At 65.1% G+C, this 21,855-nt stretch carries 22 protein-coding genes and 1 other RNA gene; 9 read left to right on the top strand and 14 right to left on the bottom strand.

Annotation, left to right across the window (positions count from 1 at the left end):
• Window positions 1–108 precede the first annotated feature (108 nt).
• A complete protein-coding gene (glnA, locus tag AB0O58_RS19285; RefSeq protein ID WP_027497412.1) occupies window positions 109–1,449 on the bottom strand; it encodes a type I glutamate--ammonia ligase in 1,341 nt (446 codons plus the stop codon).
• A gap of 101 nt (window positions 1,450–1,550) precedes the next feature.
• Window positions 1,551–3,116, bottom strand: coding sequence for an alpha/beta hydrolase (locus tag AB0O58_RS19280; protein ID WP_032374550.1), 1,566 nt, complete (start codon window positions 3,114–3,116; stop codon window positions 1,551–1,553).
• Window positions 3,117–3,199: 83 nt separating this feature from the next.
• Here AB0O58_RS19280 and AB0O58_RS19275 point away from each other — a divergent pair, with 83 nt between their 5' ends.
• The 4 genes from AB0O58_RS19275 to pip all read left to right on the top strand — a co-directional run bounded on the left by AB0O58_RS19275 (window position 3,200) and on the right by pip (window position 7,368).
• A complete protein-coding gene (locus tag AB0O58_RS19275; RefSeq protein ID WP_032374377.1) occupies window positions 3,200–4,924 on the top strand; it encodes an NAD+ synthase in 1,725 nt (574 codons plus the stop codon).
• 143 nt (window positions 4,925–5,067) lie between these two features.
• On the top strand, window positions 5,068–5,919 hold the full coding sequence (gene panB, locus AB0O58_RS19270) for a 3-methyl-2-oxobutanoate hydroxymethyltransferase (RefSeq protein ID WP_032368131.1): 852 nt from the start codon (window positions 5,068–5,070) through the stop codon (window positions 5,917–5,919).
• Window positions 5,920–5,960: 41 nt separating this feature from the next.
• A complete protein-coding gene (locus AB0O58_RS19265; RefSeq protein ID WP_045841259.1) occupies window positions 5,961–6,410 on the top strand; it encodes a hypothetical protein in 450 nt (149 codons plus the stop codon).
• Window position 6,411: 1 nt separating this feature from the next.
• Complete coding sequence (gene pip / locus AB0O58_RS19260; RefSeq protein WP_032374378.1) at window positions 6,412–7,368, top strand: prolyl aminopeptidase; 957 nt, start codon at window positions 6,412–6,414, stop codon at window positions 7,366–7,368.
• Here the strand turns inward: pip and AB0O58_RS19255 are convergent.
• From AB0O58_RS19255 to AB0O58_RS19235, 5 genes are all read right to left on the bottom strand, one after another.
• The gene (locus AB0O58_RS19255; RefSeq protein WP_032374379.1) at window positions 7,358–8,803 is read right to left on the bottom strand and encodes an RNB domain-containing ribonuclease; all 1,446 of its coding nucleotides are present in this window, start codon (window positions 8,801–8,803) and stop codon (window positions 7,358–7,360) included. The genes pip and AB0O58_RS19255 overlap by 11 nt on opposite strands.
• A 2-nt stretch (window positions 8,804–8,805) precedes the next feature.
• Window positions 8,806–8,988, bottom strand: coding sequence for a hypothetical protein (locus AB0O58_RS19250; protein ID WP_027497419.1), 183 nt, complete (start codon window positions 8,986–8,988; stop codon window positions 8,806–8,808).
• A gap of 59 nt (window positions 8,989–9,047) precedes the next feature.
• Window positions 9,048–9,487, bottom strand: an RNA gene (rnpB, locus tag AB0O58_RS19245) — RNase P RNA component class A.
• Between the two features lie 25 nt (window positions 9,488–9,512).
• Window positions 9,513–10,883 (bottom strand): MFS transporter, encoded by a 1,371-nt coding sequence (locus AB0O58_RS19240; protein ID WP_052063049.1) that lies wholly within the window; start codon window positions 10,881–10,883, stop codon window positions 9,513–9,515.
• A 29-nt stretch (window positions 10,884–10,912) separates the two neighbouring features.
• Entirely contained in the window at window positions 10,913–11,473 is a 561-nt protein-coding gene (locus tag AB0O58_RS19235) for a TetR/AcrR family transcriptional regulator (RefSeq protein ID WP_206498258.1), read from the bottom strand.
• An 89-nt stretch (window positions 11,474–11,562) separates the two neighbouring features.
• On the opposite strand from AB0O58_RS19235, the gene AB0O58_RS19230 reads away from it, so the two are divergent.
• Both AB0O58_RS19230 and AB0O58_RS19225 read left to right on the top strand, forming a co-directional pair.
• Window positions 11,563–12,087, top strand: coding sequence for a DUF1697 domain-containing protein (locus tag AB0O58_RS19230; protein WP_283550166.1), 525 nt, complete (start codon window positions 11,563–11,565; stop codon window positions 12,085–12,087).
• Window positions 12,084–13,334: an SLC13 family permease gene (locus tag AB0O58_RS19225; RefSeq protein WP_287453023.1), complete on the top strand. Its 1,251-nt coding sequence runs from the start codon at window positions 12,084–12,086 to the stop codon at window positions 13,332–13,334. The genes AB0O58_RS19230 and AB0O58_RS19225 overlap by 4 nt, the downstream gene beginning before the upstream one ends.
• Window positions 13,335–13,353: 19 nt before the next feature.
• On the opposite strand, the gene AB0O58_RS19220 is transcribed toward AB0O58_RS19225, so the two are convergent.
• From AB0O58_RS19220 to cobC, 4 genes are all read right to left on the bottom strand, one after another.
• Window positions 13,354–14,466 (bottom strand): bifunctional RNase H/acid phosphatase, encoded by a 1,113-nt coding sequence (locus tag AB0O58_RS19220; RefSeq protein WP_366238604.1) that lies wholly within the window; start codon window positions 14,464–14,466, stop codon window positions 13,354–13,356.
• Complete coding sequence (locus tag AB0O58_RS19215; RefSeq protein ID WP_032374384.1) at window positions 14,463–15,200, bottom strand: C4-type zinc ribbon domain-containing protein; 738 nt, start codon at window positions 15,198–15,200, stop codon at window positions 14,463–14,465. The genes AB0O58_RS19220 and AB0O58_RS19215 overlap by 4 nt, the downstream gene beginning before the upstream one ends.
• A gap of 106 nt (window positions 15,201–15,306) precedes the next feature.
• A complete protein-coding gene (locus AB0O58_RS19210; protein WP_366238603.1) occupies window positions 15,307–16,428 on the bottom strand; it encodes a Nif3-like dinuclear metal center hexameric protein in 1,122 nt (373 codons plus the stop codon).
• A gap of 14 nt (window positions 16,429–16,442) precedes the next feature.
• Window positions 16,443–17,480 carry an Rv2231c family pyridoxal phosphate-dependent protein CobC gene (gene cobC, locus AB0O58_RS19205; RefSeq protein WP_032399953.1) on the bottom strand — a complete coding sequence of 346 codons (1,038 nt, stop codon included), beginning with the start codon at window positions 17,478–17,480 and terminating at the stop codon, window positions 16,443–16,445.
• Between the two features lie 42 nt (window positions 17,481–17,522).
• Between cobC and AB0O58_RS19200 the strand changes: the two genes are divergently transcribed.
• The 3 genes from AB0O58_RS19200 to AB0O58_RS19190 are packed head-to-tail and all read left to right on the top strand — an operon-like array spanning window position 17,523 to window position 19,621.
• Window positions 17,523–18,215 carry an HAD-IA family hydrolase gene (locus AB0O58_RS19200; protein ID WP_032399952.1) on the top strand — a complete coding sequence of 231 codons (693 nt, stop codon included), beginning with the start codon at window positions 17,523–17,525 and terminating at the stop codon, window positions 18,213–18,215.
• Window positions 18,212–18,685, top strand: coding sequence for a low molecular weight protein-tyrosine-phosphatase (locus AB0O58_RS19195; RefSeq protein ID WP_032374387.1), 474 nt, complete (start codon window positions 18,212–18,214; stop codon window positions 18,683–18,685). The genes AB0O58_RS19200 and AB0O58_RS19195 overlap by 4 nt, the downstream gene beginning before the upstream one ends.
• Before the next feature lie 18 nt (window positions 18,686–18,703).
• On the top strand, window positions 18,704–19,621 hold the full coding sequence (locus tag AB0O58_RS19190; protein WP_032374388.1) for an SURF1 family protein: 918 nt from the start codon (window positions 18,704–18,706) through the stop codon (window positions 19,619–19,621).
• Here AB0O58_RS19190 and AB0O58_RS19185 read toward each other — a convergent pair.
• The 3 genes from AB0O58_RS19185 to AB0O58_RS19175 form a co-directional block, all read right to left on the bottom strand.
• Window positions 19,562–20,530 carry a cobalamin biosynthesis protein gene (locus AB0O58_RS19185; RefSeq protein ID WP_032374389.1) on the bottom strand — a complete coding sequence of 323 codons (969 nt, stop codon included), beginning with the start codon at window positions 20,528–20,530 and terminating at the stop codon, window positions 19,562–19,564. The genes AB0O58_RS19190 and AB0O58_RS19185 overlap by 60 nt on opposite strands.
• 47 nt (window positions 20,531–20,577) lie before the next feature.
• Window positions 20,578–20,703, bottom strand: a complete 126-nt coding sequence (locus AB0O58_RS19180; RefSeq protein WP_255032530.1) for a hypothetical protein — start codon at window positions 20,701–20,703, stop codon at window positions 20,578–20,580.
• A 200-nt stretch (window positions 20,704–20,903) separates the two neighbouring features.
• Entirely contained in the window at window positions 20,904–21,806 is a 903-nt protein-coding gene (locus tag AB0O58_RS19175) for a LysR family transcriptional regulator (RefSeq protein WP_366238602.1), read from the bottom strand.
• Window positions 21,807–21,855: the final 49 nt, after the last annotated feature.

Genomic DNA, 21,855 nt, shown 5'->3' with positions numbered 1-21,855 from the left:
GTCGTCAGTAATGCGACGCGAGGGTGCCCACGCCGGCATCGAACCTACATTCGGGATCGATTAAAACGTAGCCCATGGCAGCGGTGGGTTGTTACAGACCCCGCTGCTCTACAAACCGAGGTACGCCCTCAGCTCGTACGGCGTGACGTGGCTGCGGTATTCCTCCCACTCGCGACGCTTGTTGCGCAAGAAGAAGTCGAACACGTGCTCGCCCAGTGCTTCTGCGACCAGCTCGGAACCCTCCATCGCGTTGAGCGCTTGGTCGAGGTTGCCCGGCAGTTCCTTGTAGCCCATGGCGCGACGCTCCGCGGAGGTCAATGCCCACACGTCTTCCTCGGCCTCGGGAGGAAGGGTGTACCCCTTCTCGATTCCGCGCAGGCCTGCCGCGAGCAGCACCGCGAACGCGAGATACGGGTTGCAGGCCGAATCGGGGCTACGAATCTCGACGCGTCGCGACGACGCCTTGTTCGGGGTGTACATGGGCACACGAATCAATGCCGACCGGTTGGCCGGTCCCCAGGATGCAGCGGTCGGGGCTTCGCCACCACGCACGAGACGCTTGTACGAGTTGACCCACTGGTTGGTCACGGCACTGATCTCGTTGGCGTGCTCGAGGATGCCGGCGATGAAGGACTTGCCGGTTTCGGACAGCTGCATCGGATCGTCCGGGTTGTGGAAGGCGTTGGCGTCGCCCTCGAACAAACTCATGTGCGTGTGCATCGCCGAGCCGGCCTGGTCGCTGAACGGTTTGGGCATGAACGTCGCGCGCACGCCCTCTTCGATGGCGACTTCCTTGACCACGTAGCGGAAGGTCATGATGTTGTCGGCCATGGACAGTGCGTCCGCGTACCGCAGATCGATCTCCTGCTGGCCCGGCGCTGCCTCGTGGTGGCTGAACTCGACCGAGATGCCCATCGACTCGAGCGCGTCGATGGCATGCCTGCGGAAGTTCGGAGCCGAGTCGTGCACGGCCTGGTCGAAGTAGCCGCCGTTGTCTGCCGGGGTCGGCGGTGAGCCGTCCTGGGGAGCGTCTTTGAGCAAGAAGAATTCGATCTCGGGGTGCACGTAGCAGCTGAATCCGAGGTCGGCTGCCTTGCTCAGCTGGCGACGCAGCACGTGGCGCGAATCGGCCCAGGACGGCGAGCCGTCGGGCATGGCGATGTCGCAGAACATGCGGGCAGAGTGCTGGTGACCCTTGCTGGTCGACCACGGCAGAATCTGGAACGTCGACGGATCCGGCTTGGCGACGGTGTCGGCCTCGGAGACGCGGGCGAATCCTTCGATGGCGCTGCCGTCGAAGCCGATTCCCTCGTCGAATGCACCTTCGAGTTCAGCGGGCGCGATGGCCACCGATTTGAGGTACCCGAGGACGTCGGTGAACCAGAGGCGGACGAAACGAATGTCGCGCTCTTCGAGAGTCCGGAGCACGAATTCCTTTTGACGATCCATGAACGCGAGAGTAAGCAAACGGAGTTAAATCTGTGTTACATCGTGAATTCAGTCTCACTTCGTGGAACTCTCCGCTCACCGCGCGCCCGGTGAGGTATGTGTCAGCAGACCAGTCCTTCGCCTGGTGGGACGAGGTCCACCAGGTAGTTCGTCAGCGGATCGTCGATGCACTCCACTCCCGAGAACGCCACCGTGTGTTGCGTGCCGTTGTAGGTGACCAGGTCGCCGCGCAGCTGGTCGGCCAGTTCCACGCCCGCTTGGTAGGGCGTCGCCGGATCGTTCGTCGTCGAGACCACCACCAGCGTGGGCAGCCCCTCCGCCTCCACGATGTGGGGCTCACTGGTGTTCGGCACCGGCCAGAACGCACACAGATCCAGCGGCGCGTTCCCGGTGGAGCGGCCGTCGTCGAGGTACGGCGCTGCCGCTCGGAACCTGGCGTCGGCCTCGTCGGCCTCCCCCCGGTCGGTGGTCGGCGGGCCGTCGACGCATCGGACGGCGTTGAACGCGTCGTCGATGTTGGTGTAGCTACCGTCCTCGAGCCGTCCGGAGTAGGTGTCGGCGAGGCGCAGCAGCGTGTCTCCCCTGCCCTCTCGCAGTTCGCTAAGTCCGGCGCGCAGCAATCGCCAGAGCTGCGGTGAGTACAGCGCCTGTTGCGCTCCGGTGATCGCGTCGTCGTAGCTCAATCCGCGCGGATCGGTAGTGTCGGCGGGCGTGTCGACCAGCGGGTCGACCAAGGTCCGGAACTGCGCCACGGCCTGGGACGGATCGGTGCCGAGCGGGCAGGTATCCGTCTGCGTGCAGTCCGCAGCGAACTGGTCGAACGCGGTCTGGAACGCCGCACCCTGGGCGACGGCCTCGTCGACGGGCGACTGGTCGGGATCGAGTGCTCCGTCGAGCACCATGGCCCGCACGTTCGACGGGAACGCCTCGGCGTAGGCGGTACCGATGCGTGTCCCGTACGAGTACCCGACGTACGTGAGCTTCTCGTCGCCGAGCACTGCGCGGATGACATCCATGTCGCGGACGACTTCACGGGTGCCGACGTGTTCGAGCACGTCGGCCCCGGTGCGTTCGACACATTGCGCCGCGTAGTCACGATGATCGGCTTCGGTGGCGGCGATCCCTTCCGGGCTGACGTCGACGTCCGGTTCCCGACGCTCTTCGTCGACTCCCTCGGACGTCAGGCAGCGCACTTCGGGTTCGGAGGCCCCGATTCCACGTGGATCGAATCCGATGCGGTCGAACCGGTCGGCGATCGGGGTGCCGTCGGCTTGCTCGGCGAGGTAGAGCCCCGACGATCCCGGACCGCCCGGGTTCATCAGGATCGACCCGATCTTCTCCCCCGTCGCTTGTGTGCGTGAGATCGCGATGTCGATGGTCTTGCCGCCCGGATCGGCGTAGTCGAGTGGCACGGTCACTCGGTCGCACTGGACTGCGTCGCCGAGTTCGGACCCATCCGTGTTGTAGGACTCGCACGATTCCCACTGCAGATTCTGGGTGTAGAACGCCTCGAGCCCGGCAGGAACAGGACCGGCCGGAGCCGAGAACGTGGAGTCGGACGCGGTGGACGGATCGGGGTCGGCACCGGGCCCGGGCGCGGAGCAGCCGGCGAGGACGAGGGCGACTGCGGACAGTGCCACGACCGACGTCGTGGTGCGCGTTCTCATGAGTCGATCGTGCCAGGTCTTTCCGGCCACACTCCATTCTCGCTGCCCGGCAGGGACGGCCGTCGAGCACTAGCGTCTACACGGTGCAGGCCCTCAGACTCGCCCTCGCCCAGATCAATCCCGTCGTCGGCGATCTCGAAGCGAATGCGGCGGCAATCGTCGATTGGACCGTCCGTGCCGCCCATGACGGTGCCAACGTGGTCGTGTTTCCGGAGATGGCCCTGACCGGGTATCCGGTCGAGGATCTGGCGTTGAATCCGTCGTTCGCCGCGGCATCGGCGCGGGCACTGACGGGGCTGGCGGAGTCCCTGGACCGAGCGGGGTGCGGCGATCGCATCGTCGTGGTCGGGTATCTCGACCGCGATGTCGAGGGCTCGAGAAACAGCGCGGCGGTGATCGTCGACGGCCGGGTCGCAGCTCGGTACGACAAGCATTCATTGCCCACCTACCGGGTGTTCGACGAGGCACGTTATTTCGCGCCCGGCTCCCGTTTGAGCATCGTGACGGTCAACGGCATGCGACTCGGACTCGTTGTGTGCGAGGATATCTGGCAACCCGGTGGATCCGTTGCCGCCTACGCCTCGGCCGGAGTCGATCTACTGCTGTGCCTCAACGCGAGCCCCTTCGAGCAGGGGAAGGACACGATTCGTCACTCTGTCGTCCAGCGCCGAGCCACCGAGATCGGGACCCCCATCGCGTACGTGAACGCGGTCGGCGGTCAGGACGAGCTGGTGTTCGACGGGGGAAGTCTCGTGCTCGGTCCCGACGGCTCGACGTGGGGCCGGGCTCCGCAATTCGTCGAGCACTTGCTGATCGTCGACGTGGATGCCCCCGCGGATCCGGTCGCGGACTCCCCCGCGGTGGCGGGCTGGACGATCGATCGCGTCGCTCTGCCCGACGTCGCGATCAGCGGCTGGCAGCGTACCGAGCCGTCCCTGGCTCAGCCCCTCGGCGCCGAGGAACAGGTGTGGGGCGCGTTGGTGACCGGGCTACGAGATTACGTGCACAAGAACGGCTTTCGTGCGGTCACCCTCGGTCTGTCCGGTGGAATCGATTCGGCGGTCGTCGCCGCCATCGCCGTCGATGCCCTCGGCGCTGACGCGGTGTACGCAGTGTCGATGCCCTCGGAGTTCTCCTCGGAGCATTCGCGCGTCGATGCCGAGGATCTCGCCGCGCGCACCGGCATTCACTTTCGAACCGAACCGATTTCCCAGATGGTCGCCGGCTTCGTCGACCAGCTGCACTTGACCGGCGTGGCCGAGGAGAACGTCCAGGCGAGATGCCGGGGAATCGTGTTGATGGCGCTGTCCAACACCTTCGGCCATCTGGTCCTTGCCACCGGGAACAAGTCCGAACTGGCGGTGGGTTATTCGACGATCTACGGCGACGCGGTCGGCGGCTTCGCACCGATCAAGGACGTGCCCAAGACGCTGGTCTGGGGATTGGCGCGCTGGCGCAACGAGTCCGCGATCGACCGCGGAGACGTCCCGCCGATCCCCGAATCGAGCATCGACAAGCCGCCCTCGGCCGAGCTTCGGCCGGGTCAGCTCGATACCGATTCACTGCCCGACTACGACACCCTCGACGCCATCCTGTTTCGGTACGTCGACCACGATCAGGGCGTCGCAGACATCGTCGCGGCGGGTTTCGACGCGTCCGTCGTGGCGGACATCGTGCGCAAGGTGGACACAGCGGAATACAAGCGGCGGCAGTATCCGATCGGCACCAAGGTCACCTCGCGGGCGTTCGGGCGCGATCGCCGGATGCCGATCACGGTCGGGAGGGGCGCGTACGAGCCCCCGATGTGACGATCAGCTGTTGGCGCGACTGTGACAAATTGCACTCCCTACCAGCATTCCTGCGACGGAAGGGCGGTGGCAGACTGAGCACGTCATCACACCCCATCCCGGGGACCCGCCAGGCGGGCCTCGAGGACCAGAAAGGGACAAAGATGTCCGAAAATGCTGTGTACGGCGGTTCGTCCACCGAATCTCCGGCGACCGCGCTGACCCGCAAGACCCGTACCCACCATCTGCTGCAGATGAAGGCAGAGGGTGAGCGCTGGGGAATGCTGACGGCGTACGACTACTCCAGTGCCCGCATCTTCGAGGAAGCCGGCGTGCCTGTGCTTCTCGTCGGTGACTCCGCGGCCAACGTCGTGTACGGCTACGACACCACCGTGCCGATCACCGTGGACGAGTTGCTTCCTCTCGTACGTGGAGTGGTACGCGGCGCACCGCACGCGCTCGTCGTCGCAGATCTGCCCTTCGGTACCTACGAAGCCTCACCGCAGCAGGCCCTCGAAACCGCTGTTCGTTTCATGAAGGAAGGCCTCGCGGGCGCGGTGAAGCTCGAGGGCGGCGAGCGGGTCGCACCGCAGATCGCCGCCATCACCGCTGCCGGCATCCCCGTCATGGCCCATGTGGGATTCACCCCGCAGAGCGTCAACACCCTCGGCGGATTCCGCGTTCAGGGTCGCGGTGACGCGTCCGAACAACTCGTCGCCGACGCCATCGCCGTACAGGAGGCAGGTGCCTTCGCCGTCGTCATGGAGATGGTCCCCGCCGACATCGCCGGCCAGGTCACCCGCAAGCTCACGATCCCGACGGTCGGCATCGGAGCGGGCAACGAATGCGACGCTCAGGTTCTCGTGTGGCAGGACATGGCCGGATACACCAACGGCAAGACCGCCAAGTTCGTCAAGAAGTTCGCCGACGTGGGCGATTCGCTGCGCACCGCAGCCACCACGTACATGTCCGAGGTGCGCTCGGGAGTCTTCCCCGGACCCGAACACAGCTACTGACCGTCGTCGTCTGATCCCGGTTCGGATGGCACACTCGGGCCATGACAATCAGACGGGGTACGACGTCCATTGCAGGACGAAGCGCAGTCGCACTGGTCGGTGCGGCTGCGCTTCTCGCCGTAGTGGGGGCATGCAGCACCGACACGACCAATACCGGTTCGTCGTCGACCACAACGACCGCTCCGAGCACGACGGTGGCGACGACGACTCCTGCGGGAGCGGCTGTCACCGATGCCCAGAAGCAGCAGCTGTGCACCGATCTCGAAGCGCAGCTGTCGAATTGGCGCGTGCAGGGCCCCACTCTCGGCCGCGGCGGTCTGAACATTCTGGTGCAGACCTGGGCTGCGCAGAGCGGCGTCATCAATCTCCAGGTGGTGCAGAATCGCGCGCTCGTCGACGACATCACGAAGGAAACGTGCTCGGACGTGCGGGACGAGGCCATCCGCTCCCTCGACATCCCGGATCTGGCCTCCGGTCTGGTCGGTTTCTAGGATGCGCACCTTGTACCCGGAGATCGAGCCCGTGCAGACTGGTCACCTCGACGTCGGCGAGGGGCAGCGGATCTACTGGGAGATCTCCGGCAACCCCGACGGCGAACCGGTGGTGTTCGTGCACGGCGGTCCCGGCGGTGCCACCAATCCACTGCAGCGTCGCTACTTCGATCCGCAGGTCTACCGCATCGTGTTGTTCGATCAGCGAGGCTGCGGGCTGTCGACCCCACATATTGCCGACGGGGCAGATCTGTCGGTCAACACCACCGATCGCTTGATCTCCGACATGGAGAAACTCCGCGAGCACCTGAACATCGACACCTGGTTGGTGTTCGGCGGATCCTGGGGCTCCACGTTGTCGCTGGCCTACGCACAGACGCATCGCGAGAGGGTGCGAGGACTCGTGCTCCGAGGAATCTTCCTCGTCCGGCCGTCGGAGATCGACTGGTACTACCGCGGCGGTGCCGGACACATCTTCCCGGACCTGTGGGAGGAGTTTCTCGCCCCCATTCCGGAAGGCGAACGAGACGGGGATCTGGTCGAGGCATATCACCGACAGTTGATGTCCGAGGACGACGCTGCCGCGACCCGGGCCGCGGTGGCGTGGTCGTCGTGGGAGGCAGCGACGAGTTACCTGCTCCCGAAACCCGATGCTGTACAGCATAATTCGGATGCGCGTTTCGCTCGCGCCTTCGCCGGAATCGAGAACCACTATTTCCGCAACGGGTGCTTCCTCGAAGAGAACCAGTTGCTACGCGACGCGCACCTGCTCGACGGTATTCCTGGTGTGATCGTGCAGGGCCGCTACGACGTGGTGTGCCCGGCCACGAGCGCGTGGGCACTGCACAAGGCCTGGCCGAGTGCAGATCTGGTGATCGTCGACGATGCCGGCCATTCTGCGGCCGAGCCGGGCATCGTCCACCACCTGGTCGAGGCGACCGACCGATTCAGGCCGTGACAGACGGATAGTCGAATCGGACTGTGCGCGAGTCGGTGTCGGCCCGAGTCAATCGGACCTTCACCGACTCCCCCGCAGGCGGCTCGCCGTCGCACTTGCCCATGACTATCGGTTCGGACACGAGCACCTCGGCGTCGCGCTTGCCCTCGGCACCGCGCAGCACCACTGCGTCGAACGTATGACCTACGCGATCTTCGAGCACGTGCGCTTCGGTCAGATCGATGCAGGCTCGGTCCACTTTCGATGCTGCAGAATCCGATCCACGCATGATCGCCGGTAGCTCCGGCAGCGCCTGCGCCGCCCACTCGGGGACGGGCACACCGGCGACCACGGCCAGACACACCTCGGTGGCGAACCGATCCGACAGCCGTCGCAACGGGGCCGTCACATGGGCGTACGGCGCTCCGATACCCGAGTGTTCGACGGAATCGTCGGTGCCGGGTGCATCGATGGTCGAGTTCGGGGTCCGACTGTCGAACGCCGAATAGTCCGCTCCCCGAAGCAATCCCGTGGCCTGAGTCATCATCGCCAGAGTCGACGGTTCGTCGGTGGGCAGGCCGGCGAGTACCGCGCCGGCGGACGCGCCGGCGGGCCACTCGATTCCGAGTGCGTTCGCGGTCTTCTTCAGGGTCTCGACGGCCTCGGGCGGTGCGGGCGGAAGCGTGCGTACGATGCCGATTCCGGCGTCGAGCATGATTCTGGCTGCGCACATGCCCGTCAGCAAGGACACCTCGGCGTTCCAGCCGTCCACTGCTGTTCGCGGTTGCAGAACGATTCGCCAACCGTGCCCGTCCGGAACCACTTCCTGCTCGGGGAGCGTGATGTCGATGGCTCCTCGACGCCTCGCTGCCTCCGCCCGTAGGTGTCCGAACTCGGCAAGGGCAGCGATCGACGGGTGCGGTGTGCCGGCGTCGAAGTCGGCTTGCACTCCCGCGTAATCGAGACGCGCGGTCGAACGCACGAGCGCCCGGGTGACGGTCCACGCCGCGGCTTCACCGACGTCGTCGAGTTCGATGGTCCACAGCGCAGCGCAGCGAGTCTGGCCCTCCAACAGGCTTCCCGAGCCCTCCGACAACTCACGCGGGTGCAAGGGAACAGATCCGTCGGGGAGATAGTACGTCTGGCCGCGTCGGCGGGTTTCCACGTCGAGCGCTCCCCCCGGCATCACCAGCGCACCCACGTCGGCGATCGCGTAGTGCACCACCAAGCCGTTGGCCGTCTTCTCGATGTGTACGGCTTGATCGAGGTCCTTCGAGCCGGGTGGGTCGATGGTGACGAAAGGAATGTCGGTGCGGTCGATTCTGCTGTCGGCGTGCAGGTCTCGGGCTTCGATCGCGTCGCGCATCACGTCTGCGTCGAAGACATCGGACAGACCGAACTCGGATCTGATGGACTCGAAATCGAAGTTCGGAGCCCTCAGCCGGGTGAGCAGCACCGTCAGTTGTTCCAGTCGTCGTCGGAGTCGGCGGCCTTGTTGCGGGCGGCTGCGATCTTCAGCGCCTGCTCTGCGGTGGCCTTGTCCGGATACGGACCCATGCGGTCGAGGGCATTGGTCTCCTTGCCCTGCACAACCTGCTTGGTGCTGATGTCGTAGTACCAGGAGCTGTCGTCGTCGGTCATGACTTCCAGTGTGCCCCATACAGCCACGCCGCAGGTGTACCGCGCGAGAAATTGGAGTGCGAACGAGTCGGCCTGTAAGCCGGATCCTGTGCATCGACCCGCTCTCGCGAGATCGAATAGACGACCATCCATCTGGGCACACCGTTGCCGGGTACCTCGAGCAGTCCACCCGCAGGCTCGGGCGAGCAGCCCTCGAGCACCTGCGCAGCTGCACCCCTTGCGCGGTGCAGCCTTCGACCTTGCTCCGGGCGGGGTTTACCTAGCCACCCCAGTCACCTGGGATGCTGGTGCGCTCTTACCGCACCGTTTCACCCTGACCTGCGTTTCGTTTCCGAAGAACCGAACCGCAGGCGGTCTGTTTTCTGTGGCACTGTCCCGCGAGTCACCTCGGGTTGCCGTTAACAACCGCCCTGCTCTGTGGAGTCCGGACTTTCCTCGGCCCGAAGCGGAACGGAACCTGTCCGTCGGTACTTCGAGCCGCAGCCGTCCAGCCAACTCGTTCGCGATTGCGTACTCTACCCGCCTCACGTCGGATGCCCGGCGATTGCCCGGCCATGAAGAACAGAGGCACTCACGATGGCCGCGGCAGCGGTGACGACCACCCCCACCCAGGCGGCGGACGTGTAGGCATCCTCTCCGGGGAAGGTGGAGCCCGGACTCGTTCCGGCGGCGAGTACCAGACCACCGACCGCGCTTCCGAAAGAGAATCCGACACTGCGCACCACCTGGTTGATACTCATGACGCTCGAGGTCTCCGCGGAGGGCACCACCGGCAGCACGACGGCCGGCAGCACGGCCGAAAAGCTTCCGACTCCGAAACCCAGAATCGCCATCACCGCACAGAGTTCAACGACGCCGGCGCGGGTACCGGCGAACAAGGCGAGAGCCACCAGAACGATCAGTGCGCTGACCGTCAGCGCGCTGGCTGCCCCCACCCGAGGCAGCGCTCTGGGTACCAGCTTGCCGGCGAGAAATCCGAACACCGAGAACGGAACCAGGACGAGGCCCGCCGCGAACACGTCGAGGCCGAAACCGTATCCGGCACCGGAAGGCGTCTGCGCGTAGCGCGTAGCGAGGGTCAGCAGCAGATACATTCCGATGCCGCCGAGAAACATTGCGCCGTTCGCTCCGACCACGGCCCTGTGACGAAACAACCGAAGATCGACGAGCGGCGCCGAGCTTCTCAGTTCGACGCGTACCCATATGCCCGCAGCGACGACCGCGATTGCAGCCAGCACCCCCGCCGTCCAAGGGCGGCTACTCCACAGCGCGGTCTCACTGATGAGAACGAGCACCAGGGTGAGAGGGAGCGCCAGCAGCACCGCACCCGGAACGTCGATCCGGGTCGCACGCTTGCGCGTCGAGGCAGGAACAACTCGCAGAGCAACGGCAAACGCCATGACCGTCATCGCAGCACCGAATCCGTAGGCGAGCCGGAGACCGCCGTGCTCGGCCAGAAACCCCGACAATGGATAGCCCACACCGACACCCGCAGTAGACGCGACCGACAACAAAGCGATGGTCGATCCGGACCGCTTGTCGGACAGATGATCTCGCACCACACCCATCAGCATCGAAGTCAGGGCCAGTCCCACTCCCTGGGCTGCGCGGCCGAGGAGCAGCCAGGAGAAGGACAGCGGCAGTGCGGTCAGAATGCCTCCGGCCGAGACGACGCCCAGTGTCCCGAGTATTGCTGCCCGTCGATGCGGACCCGATCCGAGGCGGCCCAGAACCGGTGTCGTGACGGCACCGGTCAACAAAGCCAACGTCAACGTCCATTGCGCACTGGAGAGGGAGACGTCGAAAGTGGTTGCGACGCTGGTGATCAGCGGGGCACCGAGGCTACCGACAGCGGCGACGACGACTCCGACGAACAACAGAGAAGGCACGAACATTCGTGATTCGTCGTGCTCGGAGCCGGAGATCAACGGTTCGTCTCGCTCGTGATGTGGTCGAACAATCCGGCGTGGATACGAGTGCCCACTCCGTTCGCCCAGGGTTGGTCGACGTCATGAATCTGCAGGGCCGCGCCACTGTTGAGCAGCATGCCGAACGCCAGAAACGCTTTGACGGTCACGGCGTCGAGACCGGTGACCTCTACGACGGTGTTCCACATCCGGCCGAACGCCTCTCGAACGGCGTCGCGCACCTCTTTGTCGCCACACGCGGCGAGGCCCTGCAGCTGCAGCAGGAGTGAGGTTCGATCCTCGAGCATGGCGTAATAGCACTCCCCCATCGAGGCCAAGGCTTGCTGACCGGTGGCAGTACCTGCGGCCTCGCGCATCCCATCCGCCACACGGTCGAACGACGCGACCACCAGCTCGGAGAAGAGTGCCTTCTTGGTTCCGAATATTCGAAAGATGTAAGCCTGGGTGATCCCTGCTTCGCGGGCGATCCTGTCGGTCGAACCGCCGTGCAGTCCGGACGCTGCAAATTCGTCTGCCGCTATCCGCAGTATTTGCTGCCGTCGTTCCGGGCCTGTCATCCGTCCTCTCTGCGCCATACCGCCAAGTTACTGGTTACTAACTACTTACTTCAATGGTTGTTCTCGTGCGCTTCACTACAGTTCCTTCCATGAGTGAATGGGTTGTGCTGCTGCGCGGCATCAACGTCGGCGGCATCAACATCAAGATGGTCGACCTCCGCGCAGCTCTGGCCTCGGCCGGCTTCACGAATGTCCGCACGATTCTGGCGACCGGCAACGTACTGCTGCAGTCGCCGCTGGCGGCCGCCGCCCTGAAAGCGCAGGTGGAGAGCACGCTCGCCGAGGCGTTCGGCTACCGAGCCTGGGTTGTCGTACTCGACGTCCCGACACTGAGGGCGATAGTGGAGTCCTACCCGTTCGACGCCGAACGGGAGGGCTGGCATCCTTATGTAGTGTTCGGTAACGACGATAGCCATTTGACCGAATTGTCCGCTCTTGCAGTGGAACTCGACTCCGATCTCGAGAGGATTGCCGAGGGGAACAGCGTGCTCTACTGGGAGGTGCGCAAGGGCAACACCACCGACAGTACGTTCGGAAAAGCCACGGCGAAGGCGAAGTACAAGGCCACGACCACCACGCGGAAAGTCCGCACTCTCGTGAAGATTCTCGCGTGACCGTTCTCGCTGCGGCATTGGTCGCCGCCGTTCTCGTATTCGCCATCGTTCGCCCGCGCGGTCTTCCCGAGATCGTTGCTGCACTTCCAGCGGCCGCAGTTGTTCTTCTCGTCGGCCTCGTCAGCCTCGACGCGGCCCGTGAGCAGGTACTCGAACTCGCACCCACCGTCGTCTTTCTGGCGTTCATCCTGATCCTGGCGCATCTGTCGGATGCCCTCGGTGTGTTCACCTGGATCGCTGCGAAGCTACGCCGCGGATCCAAGGGCAGCCCCCGCAGACTGCTGACCCTCGTGTTCGCCGCTGCCGCTGCCACCACAGCCGTACTGAGCCTCGACGCCACCGTTGTTCTGCTGACACCGGCCATCATCGGTGCCGCTCGGATCCTGGGGATGTCGCCGCGTCCACACAGTTACGCCACTGCGCACCTGTCCAATTCGGCGTCGACCTTGCTGCCGGTGTCGAATCTGACCAACCTGCTGGCCTTCGCTGCGACGGGCCTGACCTTCCTGCACTTCACCGCGCTCATGGCACTGCCGTGGATGTTCGCGGTCGCCATCGAACTGGCGGTGTTCCTGATCTTCTTCCGCAAGGATCTGACCCGCACTGCGGCACCGACGGACTCCGCGACCGAACACAGCGCTGACGACGTCCCAGCACCGCGAAGCACACTCGTCATCCTCGGCGCGACATTGATCGGCTTCGCCGTGGCAGGACTGTTCGATATCGAACCGTTCTGGGTGGCTGCCGTGGGCTCCGTGGCCATGGCGATCCCAGCACTTCGAGCTCGCCACACCACACCTCGCGCGATTCTGCGCGGTGCCGATCTGCCGTTCTGTGGCTTCGTCTTCCTTCTCGGCATCGTCGTGCTCGGCGTGACGACGGGCCCGATCGGCGACTGGCTGGCGCGAATTCTGCCGTCCGACACCACCTTTGTGTCCTTACTGGCGGCGGCTGCCATTGCGGCGGTGGCGTCGAACATCGTCAACAACCTGCCAGCAACATTGCTGCTGCTGGCGGCCTTCGGCGCGGACGCTCCCCCGGCGCTGCTGTTGGCCATGGTGATCGGCGTGAACCTCGGTCCTAACCTGACCTACGTCGGTTCACTGGCGATCATGTTGTGGCGACGCGTCGCATCGGCCAACGACGAGCCGGCGGATCTGAGGACGTTCACCATTCTCGGCGTCATCACGACTCCCCTGACCATCGTCGGTGCAGTGGCGGGCTTGTGGCTGGCGCTGCAGATCTGAGACCCGCACCTCCACAGGGTCAGGTCAGGTGAGACGTGTCGTTGACCAATTTCACCGATGCCCCGCCGTCGGGGTAGAACTCGGCGACGCTCAGCGACGCGAGGTCCAGGTGCATTCGGTAGAGCAGTGACGGTCCGACGTCCAGTGCCAGTTGCAGCAGTGTTTTGATCGGCGTCACGTGTGTCACGACGACGATCGTCTTGCCCGCGTACTCTCCGATCAGTCGATCGCGTGCCGCTTCGATTCGAGTGCGCACTGCGTCGAAACTCTCACCGTTGGGCGGGGCCACCGAGGTGTCACCCAGCCAGGCCCGATGTTGTTCGGGATAGCGGTCTTTCGCCTCCGCGAAGGTCAGACCTTCCCAGTCGCCGAAGTCCGTTTCGGTCAGTTCGTCGACGGTGGTCACGTCGAGTCCGAGTGCACCTGCCGCGGCGTCGGCGGTCTGTCGGGCGCGGCCGAGGGGGGACGAGACGATCGCTGCGATGTCGTCGTGTCCGCCGAGCCGTGCCGCTGCAGCGGTGGCCTGTCGAACCCCCAGCTCGGTCAGTTCCGGATTTCCGCGACCCGAGTATCGCCGGTCGACCGACAGCGCGGTCTGGCCGTGGCGCAACAACAACATTCGGGTGGGGTCGCCCACTGCACCGGTCCACCCGGGGGCCGCCGCGGGTTGCTTCGCGGCCGGTTCGGAATCGGGCAGATCAGGGAGGTCGATCCCCTTGGCCGCGGCGTCCATCGCCTCGTTCGCCAGACCGTCGGCGTGTGAGTTCTGCTCCCGCGGAATCCATTGGAAGGTGACGTGATCGAACGTCCGAGCAAGCTCCGCCGCTCGGCGATTGAGCGGAATCATGTCGGGATGCTTGACCTTCCAGCGTCCCGACATCTGTTCGACGACGAGTTTGGAGTCCATCCGAACGTCGACCTCGCGGGCACCGACGTCCGCGGCTGCCGTCAACGCAGCGATGAGGCCCCTGTACTCGGCCACGTTGTTCGTTGCGATTCCCAGCGCCTCCCGGCGTTCGGCCAACACCTCGCTGCGATCTGCCGAGAACACCACGGCTCCGTACCCGGCGGGACCCGGGTTGCCGCGGGAGCCGCCGTCGGCTTCGACGACGACCCGTTGCGCGGCACTCAAATTCCGGACTCCTTGGTGCGCACCAGGATTGCGTTGCATTCCGAGCAACGAACCAGAGCGTCGGCAGGCTTGTTGGCAATGCTCGCGATCTCGTTGCGATCGAGCTCGATTCGGCATGCGCCACATCGGCGGGCCTGCAGCAATGCTGCGCCTCGACCGGTCAGTGCGCGCTGCTTCTCGTACAGCGCCAGCAGATCGGCCGGCATGCCCGAGATCAATGCCTCGCGACGCTCGGCGCTCCGCTTCTCGGCGACGTCCAGGTCTGCGACAGCGTCGTCGCGGCGACGACCGGCGTCGACCATTTCGTCCTCGATCTGCGTCAGCTGCGCCCCGGCGTGTTCGTAGTCGCGTTCGCTGGCCTCGCGCTGTTCCATGACTTCGAGCAGTTCTTCCTCGAGGATGCTCTGCCGCCGTTCGAGACTGCCGAGCTCGTGCTGCAGCTCGGTCATCTGCTTGGGCGCAATCGTGCCGCTCTCGAGCATCTTCTTGTCGCGCGCCTCGCGCTGGCGAACGGCATCGACTTCGCCCTCGAGCTTGCGGATGTCGCGATCGAGGTCATCCATCAAGATCTGCACCGTGACGGCAGCATCCTTGCGGGTGATGCGCTCGGCCTCGAGTTTGTCGACCTCCTGCTGCTCGGGGAGGGTCTTTCGGCGATGGGCGATCTGCGAGAGTTCGGTATCCACACCGGCCAATTCGAGTAGCGAGGCCTGGACTTTGGGATCGACGTTCACGCTTGATGACTCCTGCGACTATGGAAGTTGATTCCGATTACCCTACCGGCTGCGCAGAACGTACCGAGCCGGATCCGTGTACTCCCCCGGTCGCGGGGTTCGTCGGTCACAGCGTCCACGGGTCGGTACGCACATCGCTGACCCTGCTGCTCCAGCCCTCCGTATAGCCGAATTCGGCGTCCACGACGCCCCTCGCCTGAGCACACCACGGGAACTCCGACGCCCAGTGGGCTGTGTCGATCACCGCGGGCCCTCCCGCCCTCAGGTGCTCGTCGACGGGATGATGTCTGAGATCGGACGTGACATAGACGTCGGCGCCGGTCCGCGCGACGGTTGCGAGGAACGAGTCCCCTGCTCCCCCACACAGGGCGACGATCGACACCGTGGCGTCCGGATTACCCGCTGCTCGCACTCCCCAGCTGGTGGCCGGCAGAGCGTCTCGGACGACGTTCGTGAACGCGGCGAGCGTCATCGGATCAGGCAATCGACCGATCCGCCCCAGACCGGTGCACGACGGTAGGGCCGCGGACTCGAAGACATCGAACGCGGGCTCCTCGTACGGATGCGCAAGTCTGAGCGCGGACTGCATCCGCGCGCGGTCGGCCCGAGATGCAACCACCTCGATTCGGTCCTCGGTCACGGTGTGGACTTCGCCGACGACACCGAGCGTCGGATGAGCACCGGGCTGCGGCCGAAATTGGCCCAGCCCCTCGGTGTGCCAGCTCGCTTCGCTGTAGTCGCCGATCTCACCGGCTCCAGCGTCGAACAGCGCCTGGCGCACCGCCGCAGTGTCGGCGGACGGCACGAATACGACCCATTTGTCGTGCGCCGGAGCAGGAATGGGATCGAGTGGCCTGGTGTCGATCACACCGAGGGCCGACGCGAGTGCGTCGGAGACACCGGGATCGGCCGAGTCGGCGTTGGTATGGGCGGTGAACAGCGCGCAATCGGCCTTGATCAGGCGGTGGATCACCGAGCCTTTGGCGGTGTCGGCCGCAACCGAATCGACTCCTTTGAGCAGCAGAGGGTGATGGGCGACGATGAGGTCGGCGCCCCATGAAATGGCCTCGTCCACGACGGCCGGGGTGACGTCGACGGCGTAGAGCACCTGTCGCACTTCGGATTCCGGATCTCCACACACCAATCCCACCGAGTCCCAGCTCTCGGCCAATCGAGGCGGGTATGCCTTGTCGAGAACCTCGATGACGTTCTCCAGAGTCACTGCCATGTCGATTGCTCTCCTCACAGAACGGTGTTCAACGCATGCACCAGTATGTCGACGTGTGCCGAGTCCCGTACGGCGACGCGTAGGTAGTTGCGATCCAGTCCGGGAAACGTGTCGCCGCGCCGAACCGCAATTCCCTTCGTGCGCAGGCGTTCTCGGATCCCGTCGGCGCCGTCGACCCGCGCCAGAAGAAACGGCGCTCGCGCCGGTCCGGCAATGTCGAGAGCGAGTGCGGTCAGTCTCGCGATCATGGCGTCACGTTCGGCGTCGATACGCAGCGCTTCGGCTCGGGCCTGCTCGACCGCGAACGGCTCGGTACAGGCGCGGATTGCTTCGAGCTGCAGAGTGCCCAGGGGCCAGTGCGCACGGCCCCGCTGCATTCGTTCGAGTACGTCGGGATGGGCCAGAGCGTAGCCGCACCGCAACCCCGCCAATGCCCACGTCTTCGTCAGGCTTCGGAGTACCAGCACGTCCGCGACGCTGTCCGAGGAGACCGACTCTCCTGCTCCCGTCACTGCGTCGGCGAATGCTTCGTCGACCACGACCGTGCGGCCGGGCCTACGCAGACCGAGTACTACTTCTCGGGGATGCAGCACCGACGTCGGATTGGTGGGATTGCCGACGATCACCATGTCGGCGGCCTCGGGCACCAGGCCCCGATCGAGCAGAAACGGCGGCTGGAGTAACACCCGATGCACGGGAATGCCGGCCTGCTCGAGCACCCAGTCGGGCTCGGTGAACGACGGGTGCACGGTTGCCACGAGGGCCGGCTCGAGCCGCGGCAGCATCGCGAATCCTTCGGCTCCGCCACCGAGCAGCAGTACCTCGTCCGGCGAGCGTCCGTGGTGTGCGGCGACCTGCTCCCGAGCCGCCCGCTCGGCTGCCCCCGATGGATACGAACCGAGCGAGTTCAGGGCTGCAGCGAGCCGATCACGAAGCCACGGGGGCGGGCCATCACCGCGCACGTTGACGGCGAAGTCGACGAGGCCCGAGCCGACCTCGAGATCTCCGTGATGACGGAGAAATGCATCGGGGCCGGACGCTGTATCGGACATCGCGACGAGCCTAGCCGTCACGTGCACCGATAGGCTCAGGCCATGTCTGCCGCTCTGCCCGCATCCGTTGTCCTGTTCGATCTCGACGGAACGTTGACCGATTCCGCACCGGGAATTCACGCAGGATTTCGCCACGCGCTGGCCTCGGTCGGCGCTCCCGAACCGACCGAACAGCAACTCTCTCTCGTCGTCGGTCCACCGCTGATCGACACGCTGCGCTCGATGGGCCTGGACGAGGAGGCAGCTCAGCGCGCGCTCGCCGCCTACTTCGACCGCTACGACGAGCGGGGTTGGGCCGAGAACACCGCGTTCGACGGCATCGAGACGGTGCTGACGCGATTGCGGGATCGCGGTGTTCGGCTGGGCGTGGCGACGTCCAAGTCGGAGCGCTTCGCCGTCCGAATTCTCGACCACTTCGGCTTGTCGCGGTACTTCGACTTCATCGGCGGTGCCAGCAACGACGGGTCGCGGCGAGCGAAGTCCGACGTCATCGCGCACTCGCTGACCAATCTCGGCATCGATCCCGTCGAATCCTCGGACGGCGGCACCGCAGGGGTGATCATGATCGGCGACCGCGATCACGATGTGCACGGCGCGGCCCGGTTCGGAATTCCGGCGGTCTACGTGGAATGGGGCTACGGCATCGACGGTGAGAGCGACGACGCCGCGTTCACCGCGTCGGACATGGACGAACTGGCCGCCGTGCTCGAGCAGAACACGCAGGCGTCACGATGAGCGAGCCACTGCACGTGACGTTCGTGTGCACCGGAAACATCTGTCGATCACCGATGGCCGAGAAGGTGTTCGCCGCCCACCTGACCGAGGCGGGCCTGAGTGATGCAGTCCGCGTATCGAGCGCGGGAATCGACGGGTGGCATGTCGGCGACGGCGCAGACCCCCGAACGGTCGCAGAACTCGATGCGCACGGCTACGAGAGCGAGCACGAAGCGAACCAGGTGGGACCGGACCACCTCGCTGCCGATCTGATCGTTGCTCTCGACACCGGCCACGCTCGATCTCTACTGCAGTTGGGTGCACCGGCCGATCGGGTGCAGCTGCTGCGTTCGTTCGATCCCGACGCCGACGATGCGTCGGTCGCAGATCCCTACTACTCGTCGGATTCTGCGTTCACCGAGGTGCGAGAACAGATCGAGGATGCCGTGCCCGGCTTGATCGATTGGGCGCGGTCTCGGCTGACCGCCTGACCCGGCTACCGTGGTGGGGTGGAGAAGTTACGGTTTTTGCTACGTCCGAAGTGGTTGGTGCTGGCCGCCGTCGCGCTGGCGTTCGCATTCTTGTGCTTCAGCGTGCTCGCTCCGTGGCAGCTGGGCAAGAACACCTCGACTTCTGCACGCAACGACTTGATCACCCGATCGGTCGGGGCAGATCCGGTGCCGATCACCGACGTTCTCACCGCGAACGGTTTCGCGGCCGACGACGAATGGCGGCGGGTGATCGCGCAGGGCAGTTACGTGGAGAATTCCGACGCCCTGGTGCGGCTGCGCAGCATTCGTGAGCAGCCCGCGTACGAGGTCATCACTCCGTTCGTCATCGACGGTGGCCCTACTGTTCTCGTCAACCGCGGATACGTGCTCCCGGTGGAGGGAACGCGACCGCCCGAGTTCGCAGCAGCCCCAACCGGCCCGGTCACTCTCGATGCCCGCGTTCGTCAGGCCGAAGGAACATCACGTGAGCCGATCCAGGAGGACGGCCGCCTGCAGGTGTACAACATCAACCCGGAGCAGATCGGAGCAGCGGTCGGTGTCGACGCGATCGACGGGTACCTGCAGCTCGACGACGGTCAGCCCGGTGGCCTCGGCCTCATCGAGCTCCCGCAGACCGACGCGGGCCCCTATCTGTCCTACGGGCTGCAGTGGCTGGCGTTCGGCATCATGGCACCGTTGGGTCTTGCGTATTTCGTCCGCGCCGAGCTGCGGGAGCGACGCATGTCTCGAACCGAGATGAACGACGCGATGTCCGATCAGTCCGACCGGACGTCCGACGACGATTCCGCGCTGGACGACGAAGAAGAATTCACTCTTCCGACCCGACGCGAGAAGCGGGCCAGAGCCCGCGCGGCATCACAGGCGAGAACGCCGACGGACCCTCGCTTGGCCGATCGATACGGCAAGAACCGCTGACGCAGCCGTCGCGAACTCTTGCACCCGCGTCGACAGCACGACTGCTCGCCGAAGGTCCCGTGCCGTGGGCGCTCGCCCGTCGCCGAGTGTCGGCCTGATCTCCACGCCGTGCCGGTATTGAGTGCGCCCACCGAGTTGTAGTCCGAGCGCACCCGCCGACGCGGCTTCCGGCACCCCGGCATTGGGGCTGGGATGGCGGGATGCGTCTCGTCGCCACACCTGTAGCGCGTGGGCAGCAGAACCCTGCACCAGCGGTGCAGCGAGAACGGTCGCCGCACCCGTGACTCGTGCCGGCAACAGGTTCAGCGCGTCGTCGAGGCGTGCGGCGGCCCATCCGAACCGTAGGTATTTCGGAGACCGGTATCCCACCATTGCATCGAGTGTGTTGCTGGCTCGGTATGCCAGGATTCCCGGTACACCGGCCAGGGCTCCCCACACCACGACACCGACTGTTGCGTCGGATGTGTTCTCGGCGATGGATTCGAGTGCCGCGCGTGCCAGCCCGTCGGAGTCGAGGAATGCCGGGTCACGTCCGCACAGTGACGGGAGCAATGCGCGTGCGCCGGGCAGGTCGTCTCGGTCGAGGTGATCGGCCATCGAGCGACCTACTACCGACAGCGATGATCCGCCCAGCGCGGCCCACGTCGCGGTGGCCACCAGAGCGGCCTCGGCCGGTGGGCAGAGACGCGACACTGCTCGCGTGGACGCGATTCCGAGTGCGGTGACGCCCCCGACCAGTACGGCGGTATGGATGACACCCGCAATCCTGTTGTCGCGGTAGAGCCGAGCCTCGACGCGAAGGGCAGCCGTTCCGAATCCTGCTACCGGATGCCAGCGCTGTGGGTCTGTGAACACTCGATCCAGGACGTAACCGACCAGCAATCCGATCGCTCGGGGGTGTGTCCACATCGCACGAATCTATCCACCGGCCATCCGGTGTGCGGAATCGGTACGGGTCAGGCCCAGCGCCGGTTGTACGCGCCGGAGAGCTGACGGCTCCTGAAGTCGATGTCGCTTCCGTCGTTGAGCAAGGCGATGGCCATACCGACGAAACCGATTGCTGCTACTACGAACATGGTCATGATTCCCCCAAGAATCGTTGTGGGCCTGCCGCGGCGGTGCCGTGGCCGACGTGTTCCGTAACAGATTGTTACCCGCCGGTAGGGCGATTCCCACTGCTTTGAGGTCGGCGTCACGTGTGTCTGTCGTCACGAGACGCCGGACACATAGAACGTCCAAAATTCAACGGCCACCGCCGATCTCGTGCATTTAGTGACCGCGACTATCGACCGACGGGCACCGCATGCATGTGCGGCTCCTCGGCCACGACCGAGCCGATGAAATCGTCCACCACCTTCACCCGCGCCAACCCCGTCAGCTCCCGCGGAATCACCGTCCAGTAGTTGCGTTCGACCGAGACGAGGCCCGGCAACACCGGAATCAACGTGTCGTCCGGTTCGCCGATGTAGCTGGGCAACGGCGCAATTCCCACGCCGGACCGCGTCGCGATCCACTGGCCGGTGATGTTGTTGGTCTGAATCTGCGCCCGACCGTCGGGCAGAATCGAATCCAGGATGCGCAACGGCGCAACGTCGAGCAGCGCATCCACGTAGGAGATCAGGGTGTGCCCACGCAAACCGTCGACCGAGTCGATCGTCGGCTGCGCAGCCAAATATCCCTCGGCGGCATAGAGCGCCAGGGTGTAGGTCGCCAGTTGCCGGGCCACCACCAACCTGGGCGACGGCCGTTCCAACGTGATGGCAATGTCGAATTCCCTGGTGGCCAACGAGTTGTGCTCGGTGGCGGTGACGAGTTCGATATCCAGATCGGGATGCTTGTCGCGAAGCGCACCCAATTTCGGCGTCAGAACGAAGGCACCGAATCCGTCCGGGGCAGCAATGCGCACTGTCCCTCGCAGCGATCCGGTATCGGATGTCTGATCCTCGAAGGCGGCGATCAGCGTGGACTCGACGGTTTCGGCGTACCCGACCAGCCTTCGCCCCGCCTCGGTCAATCGCCATCCCGTCGGGGTTCGGTCGAAAAGTCGTTGCCCTGCGGACTTCTCGAGGGCCGTGATGCGTCGACCGACCGTGGTGTGGTCCACGCCGAGCGTTCGCGACGCATCGGTCAGACGTCCCGTTCTCGACACTTCGAGGAAATAGCGGAGGTGGTCTGGGTTGAACACTCGCCCAGCCTATCCCCCTGTGCATTTATGCACGGCGATCTGCGATTTT

This window comes from Rhodococcus sp. NPDC080181 (assembly GCF_040702225.1).
GTDB lineage: Bacteria > Actinomycetota > Actinomycetes > Mycobacteriales > Mycobacteriaceae > Rhodococcoides > Rhodococcoides fascians.
This window is presented reverse-complemented; position numbering and strand designations above follow the sequence as displayed.